The sequence below is a fragment of the Pseudomonas sp. AM8 genome, from assembly GCF_036346475.1.
In the GTDB taxonomy this organism is placed as follows: domain Bacteria; phylum Pseudomonadota; class Gammaproteobacteria; order Pseudomonadales; family Pseudomonadaceae; genus Aquipseudomonas; species Aquipseudomonas marginalis.
On sequence record NZ_JAOTNX010000001.1, the window covers coordinates 70,333 to 91,611 of the forward strand.

At 56.2% G+C, this 21,279-nt stretch carries 23 protein-coding genes; 12 read left to right on the top strand and 11 right to left on the bottom strand.

Annotated elements, in window-relative coordinates; all coding sequences use genetic code 11:
- The first annotated feature begins 47 nt into the window (after positions 1–47).
- A complete protein-coding gene (locus V3W40_RS00320; RefSeq protein WP_065928133.1) occupies positions 48–953 on the top strand; it encodes a LysR family transcriptional regulator in 906 nt (301 codons plus the stop codon).
- Here V3W40_RS00320 and V3W40_RS00325 read toward each other — a convergent pair.
- On the bottom strand, positions 950–1,573 hold the full coding sequence (locus V3W40_RS00325) for an HAD family hydrolase (RefSeq protein WP_330214228.1): 624 nt from the start codon (positions 1,571–1,573) through the stop codon (positions 950–952). The two genes, V3W40_RS00320 and V3W40_RS00325, sit on opposite strands and share 4 nt — an antisense overlap.
- A 149-nt stretch (positions 1,574–1,722) precedes the next feature.
- On the bottom strand, positions 1,723–2,919 hold the full coding sequence (fabV, locus tag V3W40_RS00330; protein ID WP_065928135.1) for an enoyl-ACP reductase FabV: 1,197 nt from the start codon (positions 2,917–2,919) through the stop codon (positions 1,723–1,725).
- Between the two features lie 309 nt (positions 2,920–3,228).
- On the opposite strand from fabV, the gene V3W40_RS00335 reads away from it, so the two are divergent.
- The 5 genes from V3W40_RS00335 (at position 3,229) to V3W40_RS00355 (ending at position 6,872) form a co-directional block, all read left to right on the top strand.
- Positions 3,229–4,053, top strand: coding sequence for an aspartyl/asparaginyl beta-hydroxylase domain-containing protein (locus tag V3W40_RS00335; RefSeq protein WP_027604202.1), 825 nt, complete (start codon positions 3,229–3,231; stop codon positions 4,051–4,053).
- A gap of 147 nt (positions 4,054–4,200) precedes the next feature.
- The gene (gene ppnN, locus V3W40_RS00340) at positions 4,201–5,574 is read left to right on the top strand and encodes a nucleotide 5'-monophosphate nucleosidase PpnN (protein ID WP_065928136.1); all 1,374 of its coding nucleotides are present in this window, start codon (positions 4,201–4,203) and stop codon (positions 5,572–5,574) included.
- A 207-nt stretch (positions 5,575–5,781) separates the two neighbouring features.
- Entirely contained in the window at positions 5,782–6,039 is a 258-nt protein-coding gene (locus V3W40_RS00345; protein WP_074845160.1) for an AbrB/MazE/SpoVT family DNA-binding domain-containing protein, read from the top strand.
- Positions 6,036–6,431 (top strand): PIN domain-containing protein, encoded by a 396-nt coding sequence (locus V3W40_RS00350; protein WP_053132385.1) that lies wholly within the window; start codon positions 6,036–6,038, stop codon positions 6,429–6,431. The genes V3W40_RS00345 and V3W40_RS00350 overlap by 4 nt, the downstream gene beginning before the upstream one ends.
- A gap of 69 nt (positions 6,432–6,500) precedes the next feature.
- Complete coding sequence (locus V3W40_RS00355) at positions 6,501–6,872, top strand: hypothetical protein (protein WP_092489948.1); 372 nt, start codon at positions 6,501–6,503, stop codon at positions 6,870–6,872.
- 7 nt (positions 6,873–6,879) lie between these two features.
- Here the strand turns inward: V3W40_RS00355 and V3W40_RS00360 are convergent, their stop codons facing one another.
- Complete coding sequence (locus tag V3W40_RS00360) at positions 6,880–7,209, bottom strand: YXWGXW repeat-containing protein (protein WP_043293388.1); 330 nt, start codon at positions 7,207–7,209, stop codon at positions 6,880–6,882.
- A gap of 131 nt (positions 7,210–7,340) precedes the next feature.
- The gene (locus V3W40_RS00365; RefSeq protein ID WP_330214547.1) at positions 7,341–8,216 is read right to left on the bottom strand and encodes a LysR family transcriptional regulator; all 876 of its coding nucleotides are present in this window, start codon (positions 8,214–8,216) and stop codon (positions 7,341–7,343) included.
- A gap of 71 nt (positions 8,217–8,287) precedes the next feature.
- Between V3W40_RS00365 and V3W40_RS00370 the strand changes: the two genes are divergently transcribed.
- Positions 8,288–9,001, top strand: a complete 714-nt coding sequence (locus tag V3W40_RS00370; RefSeq protein WP_330214229.1) for an NADPH-dependent F420 reductase — start codon at positions 8,288–8,290, stop codon at positions 8,999–9,001.
- Positions 9,002–9,088: 87 nt separating this feature from the next.
- Here V3W40_RS00370 and mqo read toward each other — a convergent pair whose 3' ends face one another.
- Positions 9,089–10,735 carry a malate dehydrogenase (quinone) gene (gene mqo, locus V3W40_RS00375; protein ID WP_065928140.1) on the bottom strand — a complete coding sequence of 549 codons (1,647 nt, stop codon included), beginning with the start codon at positions 10,733–10,735 and terminating at the stop codon, positions 9,089–9,091.
- Between the two features lie 481 nt (positions 10,736–11,216).
- Between mqo and V3W40_RS00380 the strand changes: the two genes are divergently transcribed.
- On the top strand, positions 11,217–12,404 hold the full coding sequence (locus V3W40_RS00380; RefSeq protein WP_065928141.1) for an MFS transporter: 1,188 nt from the start codon (positions 11,217–11,219) through the stop codon (positions 12,402–12,404).
- Positions 12,405–12,566: 162 nt separating this feature from the next.
- Positions 12,567–13,406, top strand: coding sequence for a lipopolysaccharide kinase InaA family protein (locus tag V3W40_RS00385; RefSeq protein ID WP_074844509.1), 840 nt, complete (start codon positions 12,567–12,569; stop codon positions 13,404–13,406).
- Positions 13,407–13,458: 52 nt separating this feature from the next.
- Here the strand turns inward: V3W40_RS00385 and V3W40_RS00390 are convergent, their stop codons facing one another.
- The gene (locus tag V3W40_RS00390; protein WP_083221170.1) at positions 13,459–13,680 is read right to left on the bottom strand and encodes a hypothetical protein; all 222 of its coding nucleotides are present in this window, start codon (positions 13,678–13,680) and stop codon (positions 13,459–13,461) included.
- A gap of 238 nt (positions 13,681–13,918) precedes the next feature.
- Here V3W40_RS00390 and V3W40_RS00395 point away from each other — a divergent pair, with 238 nt between their 5' ends.
- From V3W40_RS00395 to V3W40_RS00405, 3 genes are all read left to right on the top strand, one after another.
- Positions 13,919–14,581 (top strand): Wzz/FepE/Etk N-terminal domain-containing protein, encoded by a 663-nt coding sequence (locus V3W40_RS00395; RefSeq protein WP_330214230.1) that lies wholly within the window; start codon positions 13,919–13,921, stop codon positions 14,579–14,581.
- A gap of 728 nt (positions 14,582–15,309) precedes the next feature.
- The gene (locus V3W40_RS00400; RefSeq protein WP_330214231.1) at positions 15,310–15,525 is read left to right on the top strand and encodes a hypothetical protein; all 216 of its coding nucleotides are present in this window, start codon (positions 15,310–15,312) and stop codon (positions 15,523–15,525) included.
- A 174-nt stretch (positions 15,526–15,699) separates the two neighbouring features.
- Positions 15,700–16,740, top strand: coding sequence for a hypothetical protein (locus V3W40_RS00405; protein WP_330214232.1), 1,041 nt, complete (start codon positions 15,700–15,702; stop codon positions 16,738–16,740).
- Between the two features lie 409 nt (positions 16,741–17,149).
- Here the strand turns inward: V3W40_RS00405 and V3W40_RS00410 are convergent, their stop codons facing one another.
- The 5 genes from V3W40_RS00410 to V3W40_RS00430 form a co-directional block, all read right to left on the bottom strand.
- Positions 17,150–18,106 carry a hypothetical protein gene (locus V3W40_RS00410; protein WP_330214233.1) on the bottom strand — a complete coding sequence of 319 codons (957 nt, stop codon included), beginning with the start codon at positions 18,104–18,106 and terminating at the stop codon, positions 17,150–17,152.
- Positions 18,107–18,379: 273 nt separating this feature from the next.
- Positions 18,380–19,012 carry a hypothetical protein gene (locus V3W40_RS00415; RefSeq protein ID WP_330214234.1) on the bottom strand — a complete coding sequence of 211 codons (633 nt, stop codon included), beginning with the start codon at positions 19,010–19,012 and terminating at the stop codon, positions 18,380–18,382.
- 205 nt (positions 19,013–19,217) lie between these two features.
- Positions 19,218–20,012, bottom strand: coding sequence for a DNA adenine methylase (locus V3W40_RS00420; protein ID WP_330214235.1), 795 nt, complete (start codon positions 20,010–20,012; stop codon positions 19,218–19,220).
- A 149-nt stretch (positions 20,013–20,161) separates the two neighbouring features.
- Complete coding sequence (locus V3W40_RS00425; RefSeq protein ID WP_330214236.1) at positions 20,162–20,704, bottom strand: lysis system i-spanin subunit Rz; 543 nt, start codon at positions 20,702–20,704, stop codon at positions 20,162–20,164.
- Entirely contained in the window at positions 20,686–21,249 is a 564-nt protein-coding gene (locus V3W40_RS00430; protein ID WP_330214237.1) for a glycoside hydrolase family 19 protein, read from the bottom strand. Before V3W40_RS00430 ends, V3W40_RS00425 begins: the two co-directional genes overlap by 19 nt.
- Positions 21,250–21,279: the final 30 nt, after the last annotated feature.

The following is a 21,279-nucleotide window of genomic DNA, read 5'->3' on the forward strand; positions in this document are numbered from 1 at the left end:
TGGATAAACTGCGCCATCCTGCAATGACTTTAAACCAGGACTTGATAATGGACCTGTTCCAAGCGATGTCGGTGTACGTGAAAGTGGTGGAGAGCGGCAGCATGACCGCCGCCGCCCACGCCTGCGGGATGTCGACCACCATGGTCGGCAACCACCTGCGCGCCCTCGAACAACGCCTGGGCGTCAGCCTGCTCAAGCGCACCACCCGCAAACAGAGCCTCACGGAGTTCGGCGGCCAGTATTACCAGCGTTGCCTGGAAGTACTCGGGCTGGTGGCAGACTCCGAGCAATGGGCCGAACAGGCCCACGGCGACATCCCCAAAGGTACCCTGCGCATCACCGCGCCACCGGCGTTCGGCACTGAACGCCTGGCGCCGGCCTTGAGCGAGTTTTCCCAACGCTACCCGCTGATCAAGCTGTACGTGGTGCTCAGCAACCAGCGCATGGACATGGTCGACAGCGGCTTTGACGTGGCTATCCGCCTGGGCGAGCTGGAACCCTCAAGCCTGATCGCCCGACCAATGCAGGACTACACCATCACCCTGTGCGCCTCACCGGACTACCTGGCCCGACGTGGTACACCCCAGACACCCGAGGACCTGCAACAGCACGACTGCCTGGCATTCGCCTACCCTTCCACCGATGACTGGCGCAACGCCGACAAGCTGTGGCGCATGACCGGCGCAGAAGGCGAAGTGGAAATCCCGGTGTCCGGCTCGCTGACCATCAATAGCTCCCAGGCCTTGCGCCAGGCCGCCGTGCAAGGCATGGGGATCGTCATGCTGCCGGATGCCCTGGTGCAGCCCGACCTGCAAACCGGCAAGCTGGTGGCCTTGCTGACCACCTATCAACTGCCCAGCCGGCCCATGCATTTGCTGTACGGCCAGGACCGTTATCGCTTGCCGAAGCTGCGCGCCTTTGTGGATTTCGCCATGGAAAAGTGGGCGCGCTAGAAGCCCACGCCCAACTCGCGCAATCGCGCCGCCGTCTGCTCGGCAGACACGTGGTGAATGCCTTGCCAGCCGAGGGCGACGGCCGCTTCGATATTGCCGGCGACATCATCGATAAACACCACTTCCCCCGGCTGGATATCCGGCAGGTACACCCGTACCTGGCTGAGGCTCGCGTGGTAGATCGCCGCGTCGGGCTTTATCAGCTTCAACTCGCCAGACACCACGATATTGCGAAATTGACGAAGGAAGGGGTAGTGGGCAAGCGCATAGGGAAAGGTCTCGGCCGACCAGTTTGTGAGCCCGAACAGTGGCATGTTGGCCTGATGCAGCGCGTTGAGAATCGCCACGCCTTCGGGCAACGGGCCACGCAGCATTTCGTGCCAGCGGCCGTAATAGGCCGTGATCAAGGGTTCATGCTCGGGGTATTGATCGATCAGGATCTGTGTGGCTTCGGCCAGCGGCCGCCCCGCATCCTGCTCGGTGTTCCAGGCCTGGGTACAGATGTTATCGAGGAACCATTGCCGCTCTTGATCGTCGGCAATCAGTTTGCGATAGAGGTGCTGCGGGTGCCAATCGAAGAGAACACCGCCGAAATCAAAAACGACTGCACGAATCGTCATCAGATCCTCCGTTAGCATGGTTTGAGAGCTGAGGGAGTCTGGCAGATTTACAAGGAGGGAGGTGCGCGCCGGAGCGTAAGACGGATCTGAAAAACCAAAAAAACAAATATGGGAGGGGGACACGCCTCCTCCCATATTTTTAACCGCGTTTAGGCTTGGACCAGACCCTTGATCTTCACGGTCGGGTTCACGTCAGCCTCGTAGTCCACACCATCGATTTCAAAGCCGAACAAGCGCAGGAACTCAGCCTTGTAGCCGGCGAAATCACTGATCTCGTCGACGTTCTCGTCGGTGACCTGGTTCCACAGTGCCGCCACGGCGTCCTGGACCTTCGGTTCCAGTTCGGCCAGGTCGGCGCGCAGGCGGCCGTCGGCGTCAAGCTTCGGTTCGCTGCCGTACAGGCTGTCCTTGAACAGGCCGTAGACCTGCTCGATGCAGCCTTCGTGGGTGCCCTGCTCTTTCATCACTTTGAACAGCAACGACAAGTACAGCGGCATGATCGGGATCGCGGAGCTGGCCTGGGTGACCACCGCCTTGAGAACCGATACGCGGGCGTCGCCCTTCAGTGCAGCGAGGTTGTCGCGCAGGGTCAGGACTTTCTTGTCCAGGTCTTTCTTGGCTTCGCCGATGGAGCCATTCCAGTAGATGTCCTGGGTCAGCTTCTCACCGAGGTAGGTGAACGCGGTAGTCTTGGCGCCTTCGGCCAGTACGTCGGCATCACGCAGGGCGTCGATCCACAGCTGCCAGTCGGCGCCGCCCATGACATTGACGGTGCCGTCGATTTCTTCCTGGGTTGCAGGCTCGAGGGTAGTGTCGACCACAACGCCTTTGTCGGTATTGATACCGCGCAGGGTCACAGCCTTGCCGATTGGCTTGAGGGTGGAGTTGTAGACTTCACCGGTTTTTGGATCAGTACGCCGTGGCGCGGCCAGGCTGTAGACGACCAGGTCGATCTTGCCCAGGTCTTTCTTGATGGTTTCGATCGTCAGGCGCTTGATCTCGTCGGAAAACGCGTCGCCGTTGATGCTCTTGGCGTACAGGCCTTTTTCAACGGCAAACTTCTCGAACGCAGCGCTGTTGTACCAGCCGGCGGAGCTCAGCTTGCCTTCTTCGCCTTCTTTCTCAAAAAACACGCCCAGGGTGTCGGCGCCGCAGCCAAACGCTGCACTGATGCGCGCGGCCAGGCCGTAGCCGGTGGAAGCGCCAAGGACCAGCACCTTCTTCGGGCCGTCTTTGATGGCGCCGTGCTCAGTTACGTAGTCGATCTGTTCCTTGACGTTCGCTTCACAGCCAACAGGGTGAGCGGTCACACAGATAAAGCCACGAACCCGCGGTTTGATGATCATAAAATTTCTGCCTCTTCCAAGGTGCCGAAGGCCAATGGTGGCCATTCAACTTCAATCGTACCGGTCTATGACGTCCGAAAAACCGAAGCGTCACGATAGTCGCAAATCTTCTGTTTACAAAATCCAATCCACACGAGCCCACCAGGGTTAAAGACTGTGTCGAGCCTTCACAATTTTGCACTATTTAAAACGCCAATCCGCTGCTGGACGCCTTATCATGACGAAGATGTTTCATTATGTTTCAAAACCCCACCACTCGCGGCCACGGATCCGGACCTGTCGAATGGCGTCCTTCTGGAGCTGAGTTGCATGAACAAGTCTGCTTTGCGTAAGAAAGCGGTATCGGTCGCCTGGGTACTCGGCGTGTTGCTGATTATCGATGTGTTCCCCGAAACCACGCTGGTGTTCCTCTGCCTGGTACTGGTGTGCGGCGTTTACGACTTCCTGCGTAACGGCCTGTATGACAAGCCGACCGTCAAGAAATACTTTATCGGCAGCGGTCGCAACACTTGGCTGCTGGCCCCGTTCAACACCCTGTTCGACCTGCTGAGCGCGCGTAACCGTCACGTCTACACGATGGGCGACCTGCCACCGGCCTGGCGCACAGACCTGCAACAGGTGCTCGATGACGCCATGGCCCACAAGGATGAAATCATCGGCTACCTGGATGAACGCATGGCCGAGAAGAAGCGCGGCATGTTGTTTTTCCAGTGGTACGGGCGACCGATCGAAACCACCCTGGATATTCCTGAACTGCGCAAAAAACTGCCGTTCGTGAAAACCATCGGCGTGTCGGTGTTCAACGAGAACCGCTCGACGTCCTTTCACTTCGGCCCCCTGCGCATGATGTTCCGCGTGCTCTACAACATGGCACCGGCGCCCCATCACGATGGCGTGTACATCCAGGTCGGCAAGCACAAGCACTACTGGCACGACGACCCGCTGTTTATCTTTGATGACACGCTGATGCATGCGTCCTTCAACAAGAACGACGCCAAGCGCTACTGCCTGTTTATCGACATCGTACGGCCAACGCCGCTGCCGTCGGTGCTTAACGCCGTCATCGCGGGTTTTGCCGGGCTGGTCTTTACCCTGCGTCGGGTTTTCTACAAAAACTGGAAGCTGATTGAGTAAGTTCTGCGGCATGATGGTGTTGGACGGTATTTGCGCTCGGCCCTGCGCCTGAGGTAAATATCCGGCTCGTGCGCCCTAACCTGCGCCCACCATTCTCACGTCATCGCACCTCGACAGGTGCGGTGGCTGCGTTTTCAAGGAATCAGAATGCCCCAACGCCAAGTCATCAATGCCTCCGTCAGCCCCAAGGGCAGCCTCGAAACCCTGTCCCAACGTGAAGTCCAGCAACTGAGCGAAGCCGGTACCGGCAGCATCTACACCCTGTTTCGCCAGTGCGCCCTAGCGATCCTCAACACCGGCGCCCATATCGATAACGCCAAGACCATCCTCGACGCCTACAAGAACTTTGAAGTGCGCATCCACCAGCAGGACCGTGGCGTGCGCCTGGAGCTGTTGAACGCCCCCGCCGATGCTTTCGTCGATGGCGAAATGATTGCCAGCACCCGCGAAATGCTGTTCAGCGCCCTGCGGGACATCGTCTACACCGAGAACGAGCTGGACAGCCAGCGCATCGACCTGAGCAACTCCCAGGGCATCACCGACTACGTATTCCACCTGCTGCGCAATGCCCGCACCCTGCGTCCGGGCGTGGAACCGAAGATCGTGGTGTGCTGGGGCGGGCATTCGATCAATACCGAAGAGTACAAATACACCAAGAAAGTCGGCCACGAACTCGGCCTGCGCAGCCTCGACGTGTGCACCGGTTGCGGCCCGGGCGTGATGAAAGGCCCGATGAAGGGCGCGACCATTTCCCACGCCAAACAACGCATTACCGGCGGGCGCTACCTGGGCCTGACCGAGCCGGGCATCATCGCCGCCGAAGCGCCGAACCCGATCGTCAACGAACTGGTGATCCTGCCGGACATCGAAAAACGCCTTGAAGCCTTCGTGCGCGTGGGCCACGGCATCATCATCTTCCCCGGCGGCGCCGGTACGGCCGAAGAGTTCCTGTACCTGCTGGGCATCCTGATGCACCCGGACAACCGCGACGTGCCCTTCCCGGTCATTCTCACCGGGCCGAAACAAGCCGCGCCGTACCTGCAACAATTGCATGCCTTCGTCGGCGCCACCCTCGGCGAAGCCGCGCAGGCGCACTACCAGATCATCATCGACGACCCGGCCGAAGTGGCCCGCCAGATGACTGTCGGCCTCAAGGCGGTGAAGCAGTTCCGCCGTGAGCGCAACGACGCGTTTCACTTCAACTGGCTGCTGAAGATCGACGAAGGCTTCCAGCGCCCGTTCGACCCGACCCACGAAAACATGGCCAGCCTGCAACTGAGCCACGCACTGCCGCCCCATGAACTGGCAGCCAACCTGCGCCGTGCGTTTTCGGGAATCGTGGCGGGTAACGTGAAGGACAAGGGCATTCGCCTGATCGAAGAACATGGCCCATACGAGATCCACGGCGACCCGGCCATCATGAAGCCACTGGATGAGCTGTTGCAGGCGTTCGTTGCCCAGCATCGCATGAAGTTGCCGGGTGGCGCGGCGTATGTGCCGTGTTATCGCGTAGTGCAGTGAGCTCGCCAGTTAATTTGCTTACAGCCGCCAGGCTTTACTAGCGGTCGGTCATAGTTTGTATCTCTTTGCGCCATGGGTAAGCGTGCGGGAGGGCTGAGTTCGGACTAGGTTTTCATGACTCCGACTCATCCTCCACCTGAAGAGCGACCTATGGACCAACGGATATTGTCCTCCACCACTCCTTACCCTAAGGTAAGGAGCATCATGTTGGAGATCTTTACCATGGCGACCGCCACACTTACCTCAAAAGGGCAAATCACCATCCCCGTCCAAGTCAGGACCGCACTTGGCCTGGAAACAGGCGACCGCGTCGAGTTCGTCGAAACGGAAGATGGCAAGTTTTCCATCATTGCAGCGAGCAAGACTGTCCATGACCTCAAGGGGCTGGTCCGGAAGCCTGCAAGGGTCGTGTCCATTGACGACATGAACCGCGCCATCGCAGCACAGGGAGCGAAGGCTGGATGATCGGACTGGATACCAATGTACTGGTGCGCTACGTCACCCAGGATGATCCCGTTCAATCCCCCAAGGCCTGCGAATTGATCGAATCCCTCACCACGCTTTCGCCAGGGTTTGTCAGCCTGGTGTCCGTGGTGGAGTTGGTATGGGTATTACAGAGCTGCTACCAATGTGCCAAAAATGACATTGTCGTCGTTCTGGAAACACTACTGCGCACCCGTGAATTGACCGTCGAACATGCCGAGGTCATCTGGCAGGCGCTTCGACGGTTCACGGCCAACAACGCCGATTTTGCCGATTGCCTGATAGAGCGCTGCGCCCACGCGGCCGGGTGCGAATACACCGCTACCTTTGACCTCGGTGCGGCCAAGGCAGCGGGTATGAAGCGTCTGGGCTGAGCGGCAACATTGCGGCAAGGGGCAGGCTTTGGTAAAAGTCGCAAATCCCTGAACGAGAGAACGCCCCACGTGCGCACGTTTCTTCTTGCTGCCCTGGCCCTGACGCCGCCCCTCGCACTGGCCGAGATCATCTGGCCCGACCTGCCAAAGAGCTGCTTCGTCAGCGGGCGTTCTGCCACCAGTGTGGATGTGGACACCGGCTGCGCAGCGTTCCTGATCAATGTGCAAGGCAAGGCCGCAGGTACGCCGATCAAGGTGGATATTCCCCAATATGCTTTTCACATCGACGAAGCCAGCGGCAAAGAGACACCGGTGATCATCATCCAGGCCGAAGAGAACGGAGAGGTCAAGGCCGTGGGATACAAGGAACTGGGCACCGATCAACTCGGTGCCGCGCTGCTGCGGGAAGTACGGCTCCTGGGTACAAAGAAGCCTTCCTAGTCGGGGTTCAACGAACCCAGCCACCCACCTGCCAGTGGTAGCCATCATTGCGCTGCACCCAATGTGGATGCACATAACGATAGCCTTCGCGCACCGGCTCCCAATGGCCGTGTACGGCAACGTAGCGCCCGCCTTCCCAGCGCCAGTAACCACGTGACCATATGTAACCTTCACGTACGGCAGGCTCGACTTCGATGACCTGGGTCGGCGGCGGTTGTGGCGCAACCACCTCGACATATTCACGCTGTACAGGCCGGCGCTCATGCACCACGCGCTCCTGCACACACCCGGACGCCGCGACCACAACTGCCGCTAATGCCGCGTAACGTAACAACATACAACCCCCTCGGGCGTTATCGCCCAACACCTGCACCGGTAAAAATGCCCCCGTGTTTCAGCCATGCTCCTGCTCAGGCCTGGGTACTTTTTTAACAGGTTGTGTCTGTCGGATTGCTGAAGCAGCACGCATCAAGGGTGACCGAAGCGTCCCAACACCGCTTCGACAAAGCGTCTCAACTTGGCCGTACGCTGGCGGTTCGCCGTGTAGACAAGGTGCATCGGCCGGCTCGGCGCTTCAAAGTCCGGCAGCACTCTCACCAATTCGCCCCTGGCCAATGCCCCGCGCAAGAAGTCTTCCGGACCGAGCACGATGCCAAAACCATCCAGCGCGGCGGTCATCAAGGCCCTGCTTTCATTGATCTGCAAGCGACTGGCAACCTGCACCTTGCAAGGCGTCGAACCCTGGTAGAACACCCACTCGCGATCCGCCGGCCGCGACCAGAAGGCGTAGCCGAGGCATTCATGACGCTCAAGGTCCACCGGGGCCTGCGGGGTACCGCGTGCCGCCAGGTACTCCGGCGACGCGCAGACCACCAGGCGGTAAGGTGCCAGTGGCCTGGCTGTCAGACCGGTGGTCGCCAGGGGGCCGATACGAAAAGCGGCTTCATAGCCCTCCTCCACCAGGTCCACGAAACGGTCGGTCAAGTGCAGGTCGATTTCCACATCCGGGTTGTCGCGCAGGAACCCGGTAATCAACGGCATCAGGCTGTAGGAGCCGAAGGTAACGGGCGCGGTGATTTTCAGCTTGCCACGCGGCGTGTCGTTCATGATCTGCGCCAGTGAATCGGCAGCCTCGGCTTCTATCAGGATATGTTTGCAACGCTCGTAGTACGCGCTCCCCAGCTCCGTCAGGCTTTGCCTTCGTGTGGTGCGGTTAAGCAAGCGAGCGCCCAGGCGCTGCTCCAGCGCGGTGACATGTTTGGCCACCATCTGCGGCGACATGCCCAAGCGCTCGGCAGCCCGCGCGTACGAGCCCAACTCAGCAGCTATCACAAAGGCATTCATGCTCGACAGGCGATCCATCACTCCCTACTCCCAGTAACAACATCCACACTAAAACGACAATTTATCGCCGATTGGTTGCCAATCATCATAACCGCTCCCCCATTCATTGGAGCAAGACCATGAAGATTGGTGTTATTGGAGCAGGCTTTATCGGGCGCGCCGTGGCCCAACTGGCGCTGGCGGCCGGGCACAAAGTGATGTTGAGTAACTCCCGTGGTCCCCACACCATGAGCAGCGTAGTGAGCGGCATACTCGGCGTGCAGGTGGGCAGTGCCGACGACGCCGCCAAATTCGGCGATGTGGTGCTCGTGGCGATCCCCCTGGAGCATTACCGCAGTGTCCCGGCGCAATGGCTGGAGGGCAAGACTGTGATGGATGCGAATAATTACTACCCGAACCGCGACGGCCATATCCCGGTACTGGATCGCTTCGAATCCACCACCAGCCGGTTGCTCGCCGAGCATCTGCCCCATTCACATGTGGTGAAAGTGTTCAACGCGATCTTCGCTCCCGACCTGACGCAGGACGCGCGCCCCCACGGTGCCCCCGACCGCCGGGCGTTGCCGGTGGCAGCGGATGACGCCGCAGCGAAGGCACGCGTCATCACGCTACTCGACGAATTGGGTTTCGACGCCGTGGATGCCGGCAGCCTGGATGACAGCTGGCGGCTGGAACGCGGCAAGCCTGCCTATTGCGTCCCGCTGGACCAGGCTGGCTTGAAAGCAGCGCTGGCCGCCGCCGAGCGTACGGTTGAACTGCCGCCTGTCGAACGCACCCGCCGTTAGACACGCACAAAAAAGCCCGCTGACCGTTACCGGTTCAGCGGGCTTTTTGTTACCGGCAAGGTCCTGACCCAGGACCTCCCCAGCGGCTTACAGCGCCAGGTCAGACGCCGGCTTGCTCGGCTCAGCCGCAGGCTTGGCAGCCTCGGGCGCCTTGACAGCAGCCTTTTGCGGAATCACAGGCGGTGCAGGCAGTTGCAGGATATTGGCGGTGTAGGCCCATTCCTTGGCAACAGCCTCAGGACTGTCGTTCAGCTTGGTGCCGTAGCTAGGCACGATCTGGTGCAGTTTTGCCTGCCACTCAGGGGTCGCAACCTTGTCCTTGAACACTTTCTGCAGCACGGTCAGCATGATCGGAGCCGCGGTGGACGCGCCTGGCGATGCACCCAACAGGCCTGCAATGGTGTTGTCGGCGGAGCTGACCACCTCGGTACCGAGTTTCAGGACGCCGCCCTGCTCTTCGTCACGCTTGATGATCTGCACGCGCTGGCCGGCCTGCCACAGGCGCCAGTCGGATTGCTTGGCGTTCGGGAAGTACTCCTGCAGCGCCTTGAAGCGGTCGTCATCCGACAGCATCAGTTGGCCGGCGAGGTACTCGACCAGTGGGTATTCACGAATACCGACTTTGGTCATTGGCCAGATGTTGTGGGTGGTGGTGCTGGTCAGCAGGTCCAGGTACGAGCCTTCTTTCAGGAACTTGGTCGAGAAGGTGGCGAATGGGCCAAACAGAATCACGCGCTTGCCATCCAGCACGCGGGTGTCCAGGTGCGGAACCGACATCGGTGGCGCGCCAACCGAAGCCTTGCCGTAGGCCTTGGCCAGGTGCTGCTCGGCGACGGTTGGGTTATCGGTCACCAGGAACGAGCCGCCGACCGGGAAGCCAGCGTATTCCTTGGCTTCAGGAATGCCCGACTTTTGCAGCAGGTGCAGTGCACCGCCGCCCGCGCCGATGAACACGAACTTGGCGTCGGTTTCAGTCTTGGTGCCGTCTTTCAGGTTTTTGTAGCTGACACGCCACGAACCGTCGGCGTTCTTGGTGATGTCCTGCACTTCGCTCGACAGTTTCAGGTCGAACTTAGGCGTGGTTTGCAGGTGAGCGACGAACTGGCGGGTGATCTCGCCGAAGTTCATGTCGGTACCCAGCGGGCTCCAGGTGGCCGCGATTTTCTGGTTCGGGTCACGCCCTTCCATCATCAGCGGAACCCACTTGGCGATCTGCGCCGGGTCTTCGGAGTACTGCATGCCGGCGAACAGCGGGCTCGCTTGCAGGGCTTCGTAGCGCTTCTTGAGGAACTTGATGTTGTCATCGCCCCACACAAAGCTCATGTGCGGCGTGGAGTTGATGAACGAACGCGGGTTCTTCAGCACGCCCTGCTGGACCTGCCAGGACCAGAACTGACGGGAGATCTGGAACGCTTCGTTGATCTCGACCGCTTTCGGGATCTCAACGTTGCCGTTCTTGTCTTCCGGGGTGTAGTTCAGCTCAGCCAGGGCCGAGTGACCGGTACCGGCGTTGTTCCAGCCGTTGGAGCTTTCTTCGGCGACGCCATCGAGGCGCTCGACCATTTCCATCGACCAGCCCGGCTCCAGCTCATTGAGCCAGACACCCAGGGTTGCACTCATGATGCCGCCGCCGATCAGCAGCACATCGACTTTCTTTGTCTCTTCCGCGTGAACGGACGTGATCCCCATCGACAAAGCCAGCCCCAGCAGGGCAGTGTTTACTTTTTTAAACATCAGTAGCACCTATGATAAAACGCCATCCGCCCCACCGCCCCTGATCATGGGCAACCCTCAATCACGCTGCGCCAGGCAACGCACCGCGGGGTTTGCACATTCACTCGGGGACCGCAGGGTGGGCACACAAGGCCGACGTATCGACCTCACTTTTATGTCCCTTCTGCGCTGACTTCTTATCATTATTGGCTTCAGCTACCTGGGCGACAGCCAAACGCCGGGACGTATACGGGTGTACGTACCGGGGAAAGACCAGACCAAGACGGCGCGCAGAATATCACGCCACACGGCGTTTATGCGTCGTTTGACCAATTGACAACTCTAAATCGCCGGTTTTAACGCGCGAGTGTCAAGTGTGGCAAGCGCGACCTGAGGTCACAGGGCAGGAACTCTCGGGCAAAAGGCTGTTCTAGACTCCTTCGTCGCTGCTTGCGTAGCATCGACGCACTCCCTCGTACCACCTTTCATCACAGAGCGATCCATGTCTATCCACCAAACTCCCGGGCACGTACTGCCCGCGCGCAGCGCCGCCAAAATGGAAGCCGCCATGGCCGTGGGCGCCTTCGCGATCGGTACCGGCGAATTCGCCATCATGGGCCTGATGCCCGACATCGCGCAAAACCTGGGTTTAAGCGAACCCCAGGTTGGCCACGCCATCAGCGCCTATGCCCTCGGCGTCATGGTCGGCGCCCCACTGCTGGCCATCCTCGGCGCCAAGCTGCTGCGCAAACACATGCTGCTGTTGCTGATGGGCCTGTATGCCCTGGGCAACCTCGCCACTGCGTTCACCCCGACCTTCGGCTCGTTGGTGGCGTTCCGCTTTATCAGCGGCCTGCCCCACGGCGCCTACTTCGGCATTGCTGCCGTGGTCGCCTCGAGCATGGTGCCCAACGACAAACGCGCCGGCGCCGTGGCGCGGGTAATGATGGGCCTGACCCTCGCGATGCTGCTCGGCAATCCTATCGCCACCTTCCTCGGCCAGCACCTGGGCTGGCGCTCGGCGTTTGCACTGGTGAGCGTGATCGCCCTGTGCACCATCGCCCTGGTCTGGCAATTTGTGCCCCATCGCCACGACGAACAACGCAGCGACCCGCGCAAGGAACTGCGCGCCTTCACCAAACCCCAGGTGTGGATGGCGCTGTCCATTGGCGCCATCGGCTTTGCCGGTATGTTCTGCGTGTTCAGTTACCTGGCACCGACCATGCTGGAAGTAACCAAGGTATCCCCGCAGTGGATTCCATTTGGGCTGGCAGCATTCGGCGTGGGCGGGATTATCGGCAACATCGCCGGCGGCAAGCTGTTTGATCGCATGCAGTTTCGCGCCGTGGGCTGGATATTGGTGTGGTCGATGGCCGTGTTGCTGTTCTTCCCCTTCGCGGCGGCCTCGCTATGGGGCGTGCTGCTGAGCATGGGCCTGGTCGGCACCATGGTCTCGTTGGCCGCACCGCTGCAGATCCGCCTGATGGACATCGCCCACGAAGCACCGAGCCTGGCGGCAGCGTCCAACCATGCGGCGTTCAACCTGGCCAATGCGCTGGGGCCATGGTTCGGCGGGATGGCGATTACGGCTGGGTTTGGCTGGACCAGCACCGGCTACATCGGCGCGGCGACGGCACTGGTCGGGCTGGGCATTTACCTGATAGCACGGCGGATGCAGGGAGGGCATTAAGCTCAAGCCCCAGGGCTATCAGCACATTTCAATCGCCATGAACAGTGAAGAATCGGCGCAATGAGACTATTTCATTTCCGTTCAGGTAAAGTTCAGGTTGGATCCAATAAGCACAAGCTGTAACATATCCGTCATATTTATTCCCAATGACAAGGACGTGTTTTGAGCTTTCCTGACACAGGTGTATTGCAAAGTTTTCCGACGACCCTCACTCATCGCAATGCGACGATCTTCACCACCGACACCGCCGACCACAAAACGCAACAGGCGATTCAGGACCTGATCGACACGCGCCACCAACTGACAGATCGCATCAGCGCACCGCTCAAAGGGATGGAAGCCAACCTGTTCGCTAAATCCCAGCCGCTGGACAGCCTCAGGCCCAAATTGCGCGTGACCTTCGGGCGCGCCAAGCGGGACGGTGCGTTTGACTGGCCGGTCGAAGAAGTCATCAACACCCTCGGCGCCCAGAAACGCGGTGCGCCGGTTGCTGGCTTATATGGGTTCGGTTATCGAAAGTCAGCGCTTGGCCTGATCCAGGAATTCTTCATCTTTACCGAGATGCTGGAGGGCCACCTCAATGGCCTGGAATGGCTCAAGCAGGAGCGTGCCATCCAGAGCCTGATCACCGCGTCGTTCAAACTGTTGCACTGCCTGCACAGCAAAGGCGTGGTGCATATGGACTTCTGGGCAAACAATGTGATGATCAACCTGGAGCAGCCGACGCACGCCAAGGCCATCGACCTGGAAAACTGCTTTCTCACGCCAACGGACTACTTGACCGAGGTACTGGCGTTTCAATTCGGGTTCTATTATCGGCGGGAAATTTTCCGGTTCATGATCGAAGAGGATTACGACCGGAGGGTGCTGCAAGAACTTGGCAACTACGACGGCATTGATCGCCGTCGTTTTGACGAAATCTACACCTCAAGCAAACATGAGAACATCAGCCGCCGCGCCAGGCGCGAGATTTTCCATAATGGGGTTGTGGTAACGAGCTGACTCACCTCCCCGGCGACAAGGGCGCCTGCCCCCCGCCGGGCCATATGCGCCATCAATCATCATGCAACAACCCCGTCCCATATTCCCCATAACTACTCCCCAGGCCACTGCCGCCAAAATTGGTTTTGGCAGCCTTGCTGGAGCTGTGGTCACCAAACGCCTGGCATCCGCCTGAAAAGCAAGGGTCGCCACTCATGCCCGGCGCACCCGAAGAACAAGCGCCCAACAGCAACGTGCTCGTAATCATCACGACTTTGACGAGGTTCGAAATCATTTTTTCAGTTCCCTGTGGACTGGACCGTGGGGGCTTCTCTTGAGAAAGATCGTAGACCTCAACGGCGGAAGGAATTATGAAACTTTGCTGGGGGACAGCGTCGGTTCAGGTGGTGCTGAAGAACGATTTCAAGCCGCACAAACCGGAAAAATTCTCATCTAAATCGCCTGATAATATTACATGCCGTATTGTGTTTTTTTCTCTACAATTCGGAAATGCAAAGTAAAGGAATTTTTTTGTGAGCACTTCAACGAATTCGAATAGCCGTCGTACTGATGATGAAATAGATTTGATTCCACTTATCCAAGCCTTATGGACAAGTAAGAAAATCCTTATAGCCACAACGGTAGCAGGCGCTATCGCTTCATATGCAATCTATGCAACCGCCCCCGCGCAATGGACTGCTAGCACATACCTTACCAAAGCCTCGCTCTACAGCTTATATAAAGAAGTTAAAGAAAAAGAACCCGCCCCTACTGCGATCCCGCACTCGCTGGAAACCGACCTGTACAGCTCAATACAAAACGACGTGTTCTATACCGCCATGGGCGTCATGGCGGCTCAAGCCATTACACTGAAGGAAGTGCCGCCCAAGACAGGCAAAAACGAATCCTTCCTGTACGTCGCATCGACAACGGCCACGACTGAAGAGTCGGCAAGAACTCAACTGAAATCCGCGCTGGATACTGCCAACAACGAAGCCATGGCACTTAACTTACCAGCGCTGGCTTCTGGAAAAAGCGTACGCGCGTTCAACGTTCTCGACGAAGTCAAAACCGTTAACAATAAAAACTCAAAAAAACTCCTCGCACTGGGCGCTTTCCTGGGTTTTATTCTGGGTAGTTTTTTTGTATTGGGCCGACTTCTCACGCGACAATACAAGCAGCCGAAGCGTTCTTAGAACGCTCTAGAGGAATGCGTCGATCAATAAACAAACGACGCCGATCAATAATGAAGCAATAAAAACAACAAACAACTTCGCGGAAAATGTCGCTTTCATTAATAGTACTTATAAAAAATTGATGGCTCATAGCCATTATCGCACGATAAAAATCTTTTTGCCGGTGATTTTTTCCAGTAGGTGATGTAGAACCAACACGAACCCGAAGATCGAAAAAATGCACATGGACTTCCGGGCCAACAACGTCATGGTTGACCTGCCGCAGCCAATCCGTGCCAAGACCATCGACCTTGAAAACTGTTTCCTTACCGTGACCGACACCTGACCGAGGTGCAGGCGTTCCAATTCGGATTTTTTATCGGTGCAAGATTTTCCGGTCCGTGGTCGAAGAAGATTACGATCAGAGAGTGATTGAAACCGAACACGCGAAAGATGGAGATGCGGCGTGCGAAGCCTTCCCGTGGATTCCTGATAAACTCCAGGCCTCTGCCCCGCCCACTCAGATTGCCCAATGCCCCTGATCAGCGCTTCACCGCCCCTCCTCTCCCGCCGCTTCTCCGTCGCCCCGATGATGGATTGGGCATAGCTTCCGGTCTGGATCCCGTTCTCATTGGTTAAACACTGCGTTGCGCATTGCCTTGTAGCAATTTTTAAGCATATTGCGACTACCGCCTACCAATGGCACTACCGGTACTATGCTTGTTCTTTTCTAGAAAGGGGTCGGCGCCATGTCAGACGAGTATTCGTTATTGGACGTGCTGGAAAGGATGGATCAAAATCAACTCGGTCTAGAGGCAGCCTTGGTGGAGCTCACGCTGCTGGCAGAAAAGCAGGGTATGAATGAAATCGGGGAGAACGTTAGGGGAGCCTTGTGGGTAATCGGAGAGAACGCCGGGCACATCAAACAGGGTTTAGCGAAGCTGAAGAGAAAGAGCACGGGCTAGATTCGCATCATTTAAATCGACTACAGATCACTCAGAAGCAACAAAGATGGACCTGATCTTATCAACAATGTACTTATCAAGTCGAATACAGCATGGAGCACTTTAAAATTAATCCATCAAAACCAAACTCAGAAATCACAGCGTTAGCGATAGGCATCCTTGGAGACTTGGTAAGTGAAATATCTGAAGCTCGATACGCCGCTATCTGGAAACCTGACTATCGGCTGGTCAACTGAGAACGAGTTCAATGCATCAGCCTATTCGTCCATTCAACCTATCGACGGCCCTGAGCATAAGATAGTCGTCAACTATGAGTTAGCCATCCAACTTTATCGCTACGCAGAAGGTTTCTACGAATTCACTCAGGACGCCGAACTTAAAGAATTCTTACAGCGAAATCCTGGATACTTTTCACTGCAAATAATACCTTCGAGCACTCCAAAAGACTCCTGTATCAATAATATGTTTTTTGGATCGCTTACTTGGATTCTATTTCACGAATTAGGGCACGCGGTCCAAGAACACGGAATTATCCGAAAAAAACACGGATTGAATACAGGACTAGATTCCCACGCCGTAATTACAAGCGAATTAGCCGCACAAGGAGATATCCCTCTTTCGCGAGATCAATCTATAATATCACACATAACTGAACTAGCCGCAGATTCCGAAGCGACTAATATCGCAGTGTTTGAACTACTTCGGCATGCAAACGTAGGAACTGAGGAAACTCCAAAGTTTAACTGGCAAATCGTGCTTGATAATTGTTACCTATTGGTTGCTAGCATGGCTTGCACATTTTGTCGATTTAATCGCGGCAACATGTTACCTGCTGAAGCCGTTCCGGGCGGATCACACCCGAACGCTATTTTTCGGTTGGAATTGGTGGTACGTCAAACGTGCAAGCTTTTAAAATTCTATGCTGCAGCAACTGGATATAAAATAACCGACAAGACGTTACTTACTTTAGTTAAACAAGCAGCGGATCTTGGCACAATGTTTTGGTATTCCAAACACTCCGACCACAGCGTCAGCTTTAACGATCTAGCAATTAAAGGATTATCCGAAAGACCAGAATTTAAAGCTTATGCCAAGGAGATCATTCCTGCTTGGGAGAAGCTCCTTCCTGATATTCTTCCCATTCGCCACTTCGGTTCTGATTTCGGAATATTACATTTCGATAAAGAATATCGGCAATATGTATTTGAAGAATGAGAAATTGGTTAACACTCCCCTCGGAGCAGCGATCAATGCGTCTAATGATCTTTAAAAGTCGCCCAGCTTAGGGATTCGAACCCCTTCTTGCGTCTCTGCATACCGCTTAAGGCCAGAAAATACGATGTTTTAGCACCTTGGTCATGGTGCCATGCGGCCTATGGCGGTCCTGAATCTGCCCTAATTTTGCCCTAAAATCCCGCTAGCCTTCTGCGTGTGCAACTATCACGCTAGGATGCACTGAATAAGAACGGAGACTCTGTAGATTGAGATAGCCACCGGCCCACCAGTTGGCTACTGAGCAGCCCATACCGCTGGCTACACAAAAGAACGGCTCCAGAAATAAAGCCTTCTTTTGGGTAGCGCTATATGTCAGTTCGGCGTGTTGCCCTTAGCTCACTTCCTCGCTCTATTTACCTTTCGTGATCACACCACCCGAACCGCTCATAGTATTGGTACCGCCACCTAGACTTTTAATATCTATAGTTGGAGTATTCTTAAAGGCACCATCACATCGTGTCGCGAGTTCAGTTGGCAGCGCCCCCCAGCCCTTAGCTTTATAGGTTTGATTCACATCCAAACATATATAAAACAGATCAGTCATCCCTGTCACCTGATCTGAAATGTGTTGTATCGCTGCTGTCACCGTACTCACAGATGCTGGGTCAACCCCCCCTCCAGCAGCTGGCTTATTTGTAGCATTCGCAACTGCTGAAACAATTGCTTTCTCAGCCTTAGCTATATCTGCAGCGTAGCCATCAATTGCGGCCTTAAGTGCTGTACCTTCAGGCTTATTCTTGTCAGCGGCCGATAGTGCGCTGTACTTATCCTCAGCATTTCCCTTGAGTTTCTTAAGCGCTTCAACGAGGTCTTGATTGGGACCAATTGAGCTTGCCCCTGAAAGTTCAACACTTGGGCTTCTAAGTACACCCGTCAGTTGTTCAATAGCCATTAGCGCTACAGTGTTGCGCTGATTGCGGGTCAGCATCATCTGATAAGTCGGCCCAGTAATACCCCCGTTCGCATATGCTTGACAGATTGCAAATAATTGATCTCGCAGTAGCTGAATTGAATGTGTCCGCAGTCCAATATTGGCACCTGCCTCCGAATAAGCCGCAGCAATTTTTGCAACTTCTTGCTTTTCAACACTCATTGAAGCCGCTAATACCTTAAGTGCATCAGGGCTTGGTTCCGAACAAACTATCTGGATTTTTCCGGGATTCGTTGTATGGCTGTCGTCTTGCCTTTCAGTGTAAAAAATAGCACGCTCTTCTGCCTCAAGTACTCTTGTATGAGTGTAAGGGGTGCACGCGGACACAGACGCACCGACTAATACCATTAATGAGAAACGAGCAATTGACTTCATAGAAGGCGCATCCTTAATTTTTAGTTAGTTATTGTAAGGAACTGCATATTTTTCCAGAGTAAGCATATAAGGCAAAACAACATCGTACCGGCTTGCGGAAAAATTTTCACTCCTTTGTTCAGGTGTTGAGCATACTGCGAAAAATAATACTAGACTACGAGAAAAAAACCGACCGAGCATCATGACAATCATCCCACGAGTTTGCGTAGAAAAAGTCACTTTAGATACTAAAATACAAACTAATTATACGAAAAAAAAATCAGACTTTAAGTATCAAGACGGTTGCAACTCAAAACCAGGCGCAGGAACGCCTGGCCACAACTCATATAGCACCTCGGGACGGTTTAAACCTCCGCTCCTAGGACTATCTGGAATATCTAACGCTCTCGCTGCTGCAATACTTAACTCACCTATGCGGTTAGTCGGCCCCTTATCTGCAACTACACAGTCCACGGACCGGCCATTCCAAGAAACGCGAGCAAGACACCCTCGAACAACCCCGATTGTTTTTTGGACAATTATCGATGGCACTACAATATAAGGGACGGTCTCAGCATCTACATAGGCACGTGGGTCATCACGCGCAAAGTGACGATGCCGATACCATGTAGTTGAAGCAATAACTCCTCCTGAGAAAACAGACGGCTCATTATCTTCACCCAGTATAACAATGCTTCTAGCCCAGGCATGGGCACAGACAACCTTACCGCTAACTACGCGCATGCCTCCGTTGGCCAGAAACTCCGAACCAGAATCATCGTCCATATAGGCTGCTCTGCCTCCGGCCTGTCCATTAGCACCATCAGCGTCGATATCGGCATCTGCCGTGAAATAGACTCTTCCGTCATCACCCTCACATATTTCGCTCGAATAACCCTCGCCAGCTATGGTTCCGATCACACGCATTTGAAACCTCCATAAAGTCAAATTACCGACGCAATCAGGTTCCTTTCTAGAAAAGCACATCTAGGGATAGGGTCAAGAAAATAAACTGAACTATTTTAACATTTAGCTGTATTTGTCCGATTTAACCAATTTTTTTCCCTGCAGTGCTCTTCCTTGTTCTGCTGGGCAACGCGCCGATACCGCACATTCCAATATGAACTGGACACTAAAATAGGCCTTCCAAAGCATCCCTCTCCCAGTTCATGACCACCAGCTCCCCGCTGACCTCAGCTTTGGCCTGTCGCTGGTTGGTTGTGCTGTAGCAAATGTCGACGGTCTCAAAATGGAACCCCTCAAATACCTGCCGAATGTCCGGGTGATCGTTGATGCTAACCATCACCTTGCCCTTGCAGCGCCGCATGAATTCGGCCATTCGCTCATAGTTCTCGAACGGAAAGTCCACGCCATAGCCAGCGGTCTGCCAATAAGGCGGGTCCATGTAATGGAACGTATGCGCACGGTCGTAGCGTTCAGCACATTCAAGCCAAGGGAGGTTTTCGACGTACGTGCCCGACAGGCGCTGCCAAGCGGCCGAGAGATTTTCCTCGATCCGCAGCAAGTTAATGGCAGGCCCAGTTGTGGCCGTACCGAACGTTTGCCCGATGACCTTGCCGGCAAAGGCATGGTGCTGCAGGTAGAAGAACCGAGCGGCGCGTTGGATGTCGGTGAGGGTTTCAGGGCGGGTCATCTTCTGCCACTCGAACACCTGGCGGGAACTGAGCGCCCATTTGAACTGGCGCACAAATTCTTCCAGGTGATTCTGCACCACGCGGTACAGCGTCACCAGGTCGCCGTTGATGTCGTTGAGGACTTCAACAGGCGCGGCCTGGGGACGCATGAAGTAGAGCGCGGCGCCGCCGGCGAAGACTTCAACATAGCATTCGTGAGGTGGGAAGAGCGGGATAAGGCGGTCGGCGAGGCGGCGTTTGCCGCCCATCCAAGGAATGATGGGTGTGGACATATAAAAGCAAGACCTTTGCTGTATGGATAAGCAGTGCTAGGCTCGCTCCGCTTTGTGCACGAAGCGGGAGCCTTGGCTGGACTTGCAGGGACTATCTGCGGGGAAAGTGGCCGGGGTGGATGTTGACGCATCCTACCCGGCCGCTCCTTTTACTTCGGTGTAGAAACTTCTTTTGCGTAGGCCTGACAGGCCCGCAGGGCGATCAATCCTTGGTCGCCGGCATCGGTGATTCCGATAATTCGTTGAGCATGCGCTGGGTCAAGTTGGACTCTTGTGGGGCCATGAACCACGCGGCCGGTGGTGGCGGTGGTTGACACTGAACAGCTGCTGGTGGCATCGGTGGCGGCGAGTACGACTGACAACCGCAGATCAGCAGTAGCCAGGCGATCACGCAAACGAGCCTGCTTCGTTTGCTCATCGGTCAATTCCTTGTGGTGGGTTTCGTCTTTGTTCTGCAGGCGCTGCTCCAGGGCGAAGCGCTTGCCCTGCTCGTCGCGCTGCAGGGCGGCTCCGGCCATGGATAACTCGGTGAGGGTGTCGGCATGGAGTCGGGCCTGGCGTTCCAACTCCTGGCCGTAACGCCAGCCTTGAGCGGTCCATGCCGATGCGGCAGAACCAGCAGCCAGAACAACCAGCAACAAGCCGACGACGGCAACCCGGAACTGCGCAGGGATCAAGTCGAGGAGACGCATAACACCGCCCTCGCCCTTGCCCATAGCTGCAGCCGATCTTCCAGGCCGTTGAGCCCGCCATTGATCCGACGCGTGATGGTCTTGAATTGCTCTTGGTCCGCGAGCGCATTCAATCCGTTTATCGACCAGAACCATGCCGCCGACTCAGCGGCCCATTGCGGCACCTCGAGCAACTCCGGCGTGCGCAACAATCGCTCATCACCGAACAGCGCCAGGCTGCAGCGCAGGTAGTTGTCGTGGCCGGTGATCTGGATCAGGCCACGGCCGCGATAGCGCTGGCCGTCACCATCAGTTGCAGGAGTGTTCCCCAGTTTGGCAGCCAGCGGGCCGGTGTCGTACTTGCTGAGGTACTCATCGCTCCCCAGTTCACGCACGTACCGCAACTGGCCCGACTCATGACCGACCTGGGCAAGGAACGCCGCCTGGCGCTTCGGCGTATCGATCTTACGGTGGGTCATGGCGGCGTTTAGGGCGGATACAAAAACGCCCGCTTGGCGGCGGGCGTTGGGCATGATGCGTTGGAGCTGTGCTTCGGTTAGTCCCATGATTTTCTCCAGACGAAAAAAACCCGGCAA

Coding starts and splice junctions, on each gene's coding strand:
- V3W40_RS00320 (WP_065928133.1), top strand. CDS start 48: ATGGACCTGTTCCAAGCGATGTCGGTGTACGTGAAAGTGGTGGAGAGC.
- V3W40_RS00325 (WP_330214228.1), bottom strand. CDS start 1,573: ATGACGATTCGTGCAGTCGTTTTTGATTTCGGCGGTGTTCTCTTCGAT.
- fabV (WP_065928135.1), bottom strand. CDS start 2,919: ATGATCATCAAACCGCGGGTTCGTGGCTTTATCTGTGTGACCGCTCAC.
- V3W40_RS00335 (WP_027604202.1), top strand. CDS start 3,229: ATGAACAAGTCTGCTTTGCGTAAGAAAGCGGTATCGGTCGCCTGGGTA.
- ppnN (WP_065928136.1), top strand. CDS start 4,201: ATGCCCCAACGCCAAGTCATCAATGCCTCCGTCAGCCCCAAGGGCAGC.
- V3W40_RS00350 (WP_053132385.1), top strand. CDS start 6,036: ATGATCGGACTGGATACCAATGTACTGGTGCGCTACGTCACCCAGGAT.
- V3W40_RS00360 (WP_043293388.1), bottom strand. CDS start 7,209: ATGTTGTTACGTTACGCGGCATTAGCGGCAGTTGTGGTCGCGGCGTCC.
- V3W40_RS00365 (WP_330214547.1), bottom strand. CDS start 8,216: ATGAATGCCTTTGTGATAGCTGCTGAGTTGGGCTCGTACGCGCGGGCT.
- mqo (WP_065928140.1), bottom strand. CDS start 10,735: ATGTTTAAAAAAGTAAACACTGCCCTGCTGGGGCTGGCTTTGTCGATG.
- V3W40_RS00380 (WP_065928141.1), top strand. CDS start 11,217: ATGTCTATCCACCAAACTCCCGGGCACGTACTGCCCGCGCGCAGCGCC.
- V3W40_RS00390 (WP_083221170.1), bottom strand. CDS start 13,680: ATGATTTCGAACCTCGTCAAAGTCGTGATGATTACGAGCACGTTGCTG.
- V3W40_RS00400 (WP_330214231.1), top strand. CDS start 15,310: ATGTCAGACGAGTATTCGTTATTGGACGTGCTGGAAAGGATGGATCAA.
- V3W40_RS00410 (WP_330214233.1), bottom strand. CDS start 18,106: ATGAAGTCAATTGCTCGTTTCTCATTAATGGTATTAGTCGGTGCGTCT.
- V3W40_RS00415 (WP_330214234.1), bottom strand. CDS start 19,012: ATGCGTGTGATCGGAACCATAGCTGGCGAGGGTTATTCGAGCGAAATA.
- V3W40_RS00420 (WP_330214235.1), bottom strand. CDS start 20,012: ATGTCCACACCCATCATTCCTTGGATGGGCGGCAAACGCCGCCTCGCC.
- V3W40_RS00425 (WP_330214236.1), bottom strand. CDS start 20,704: ATGCGTCTCCTCGACTTGATCCCTGCGCAGTTCCGGGTTGCCGTCGTC.
- V3W40_RS00430 (WP_330214237.1), bottom strand. CDS start 21,249: ATGGGACTAACCGAAGCACAGCTCCAACGCATCATGCCCAACGCCCGC.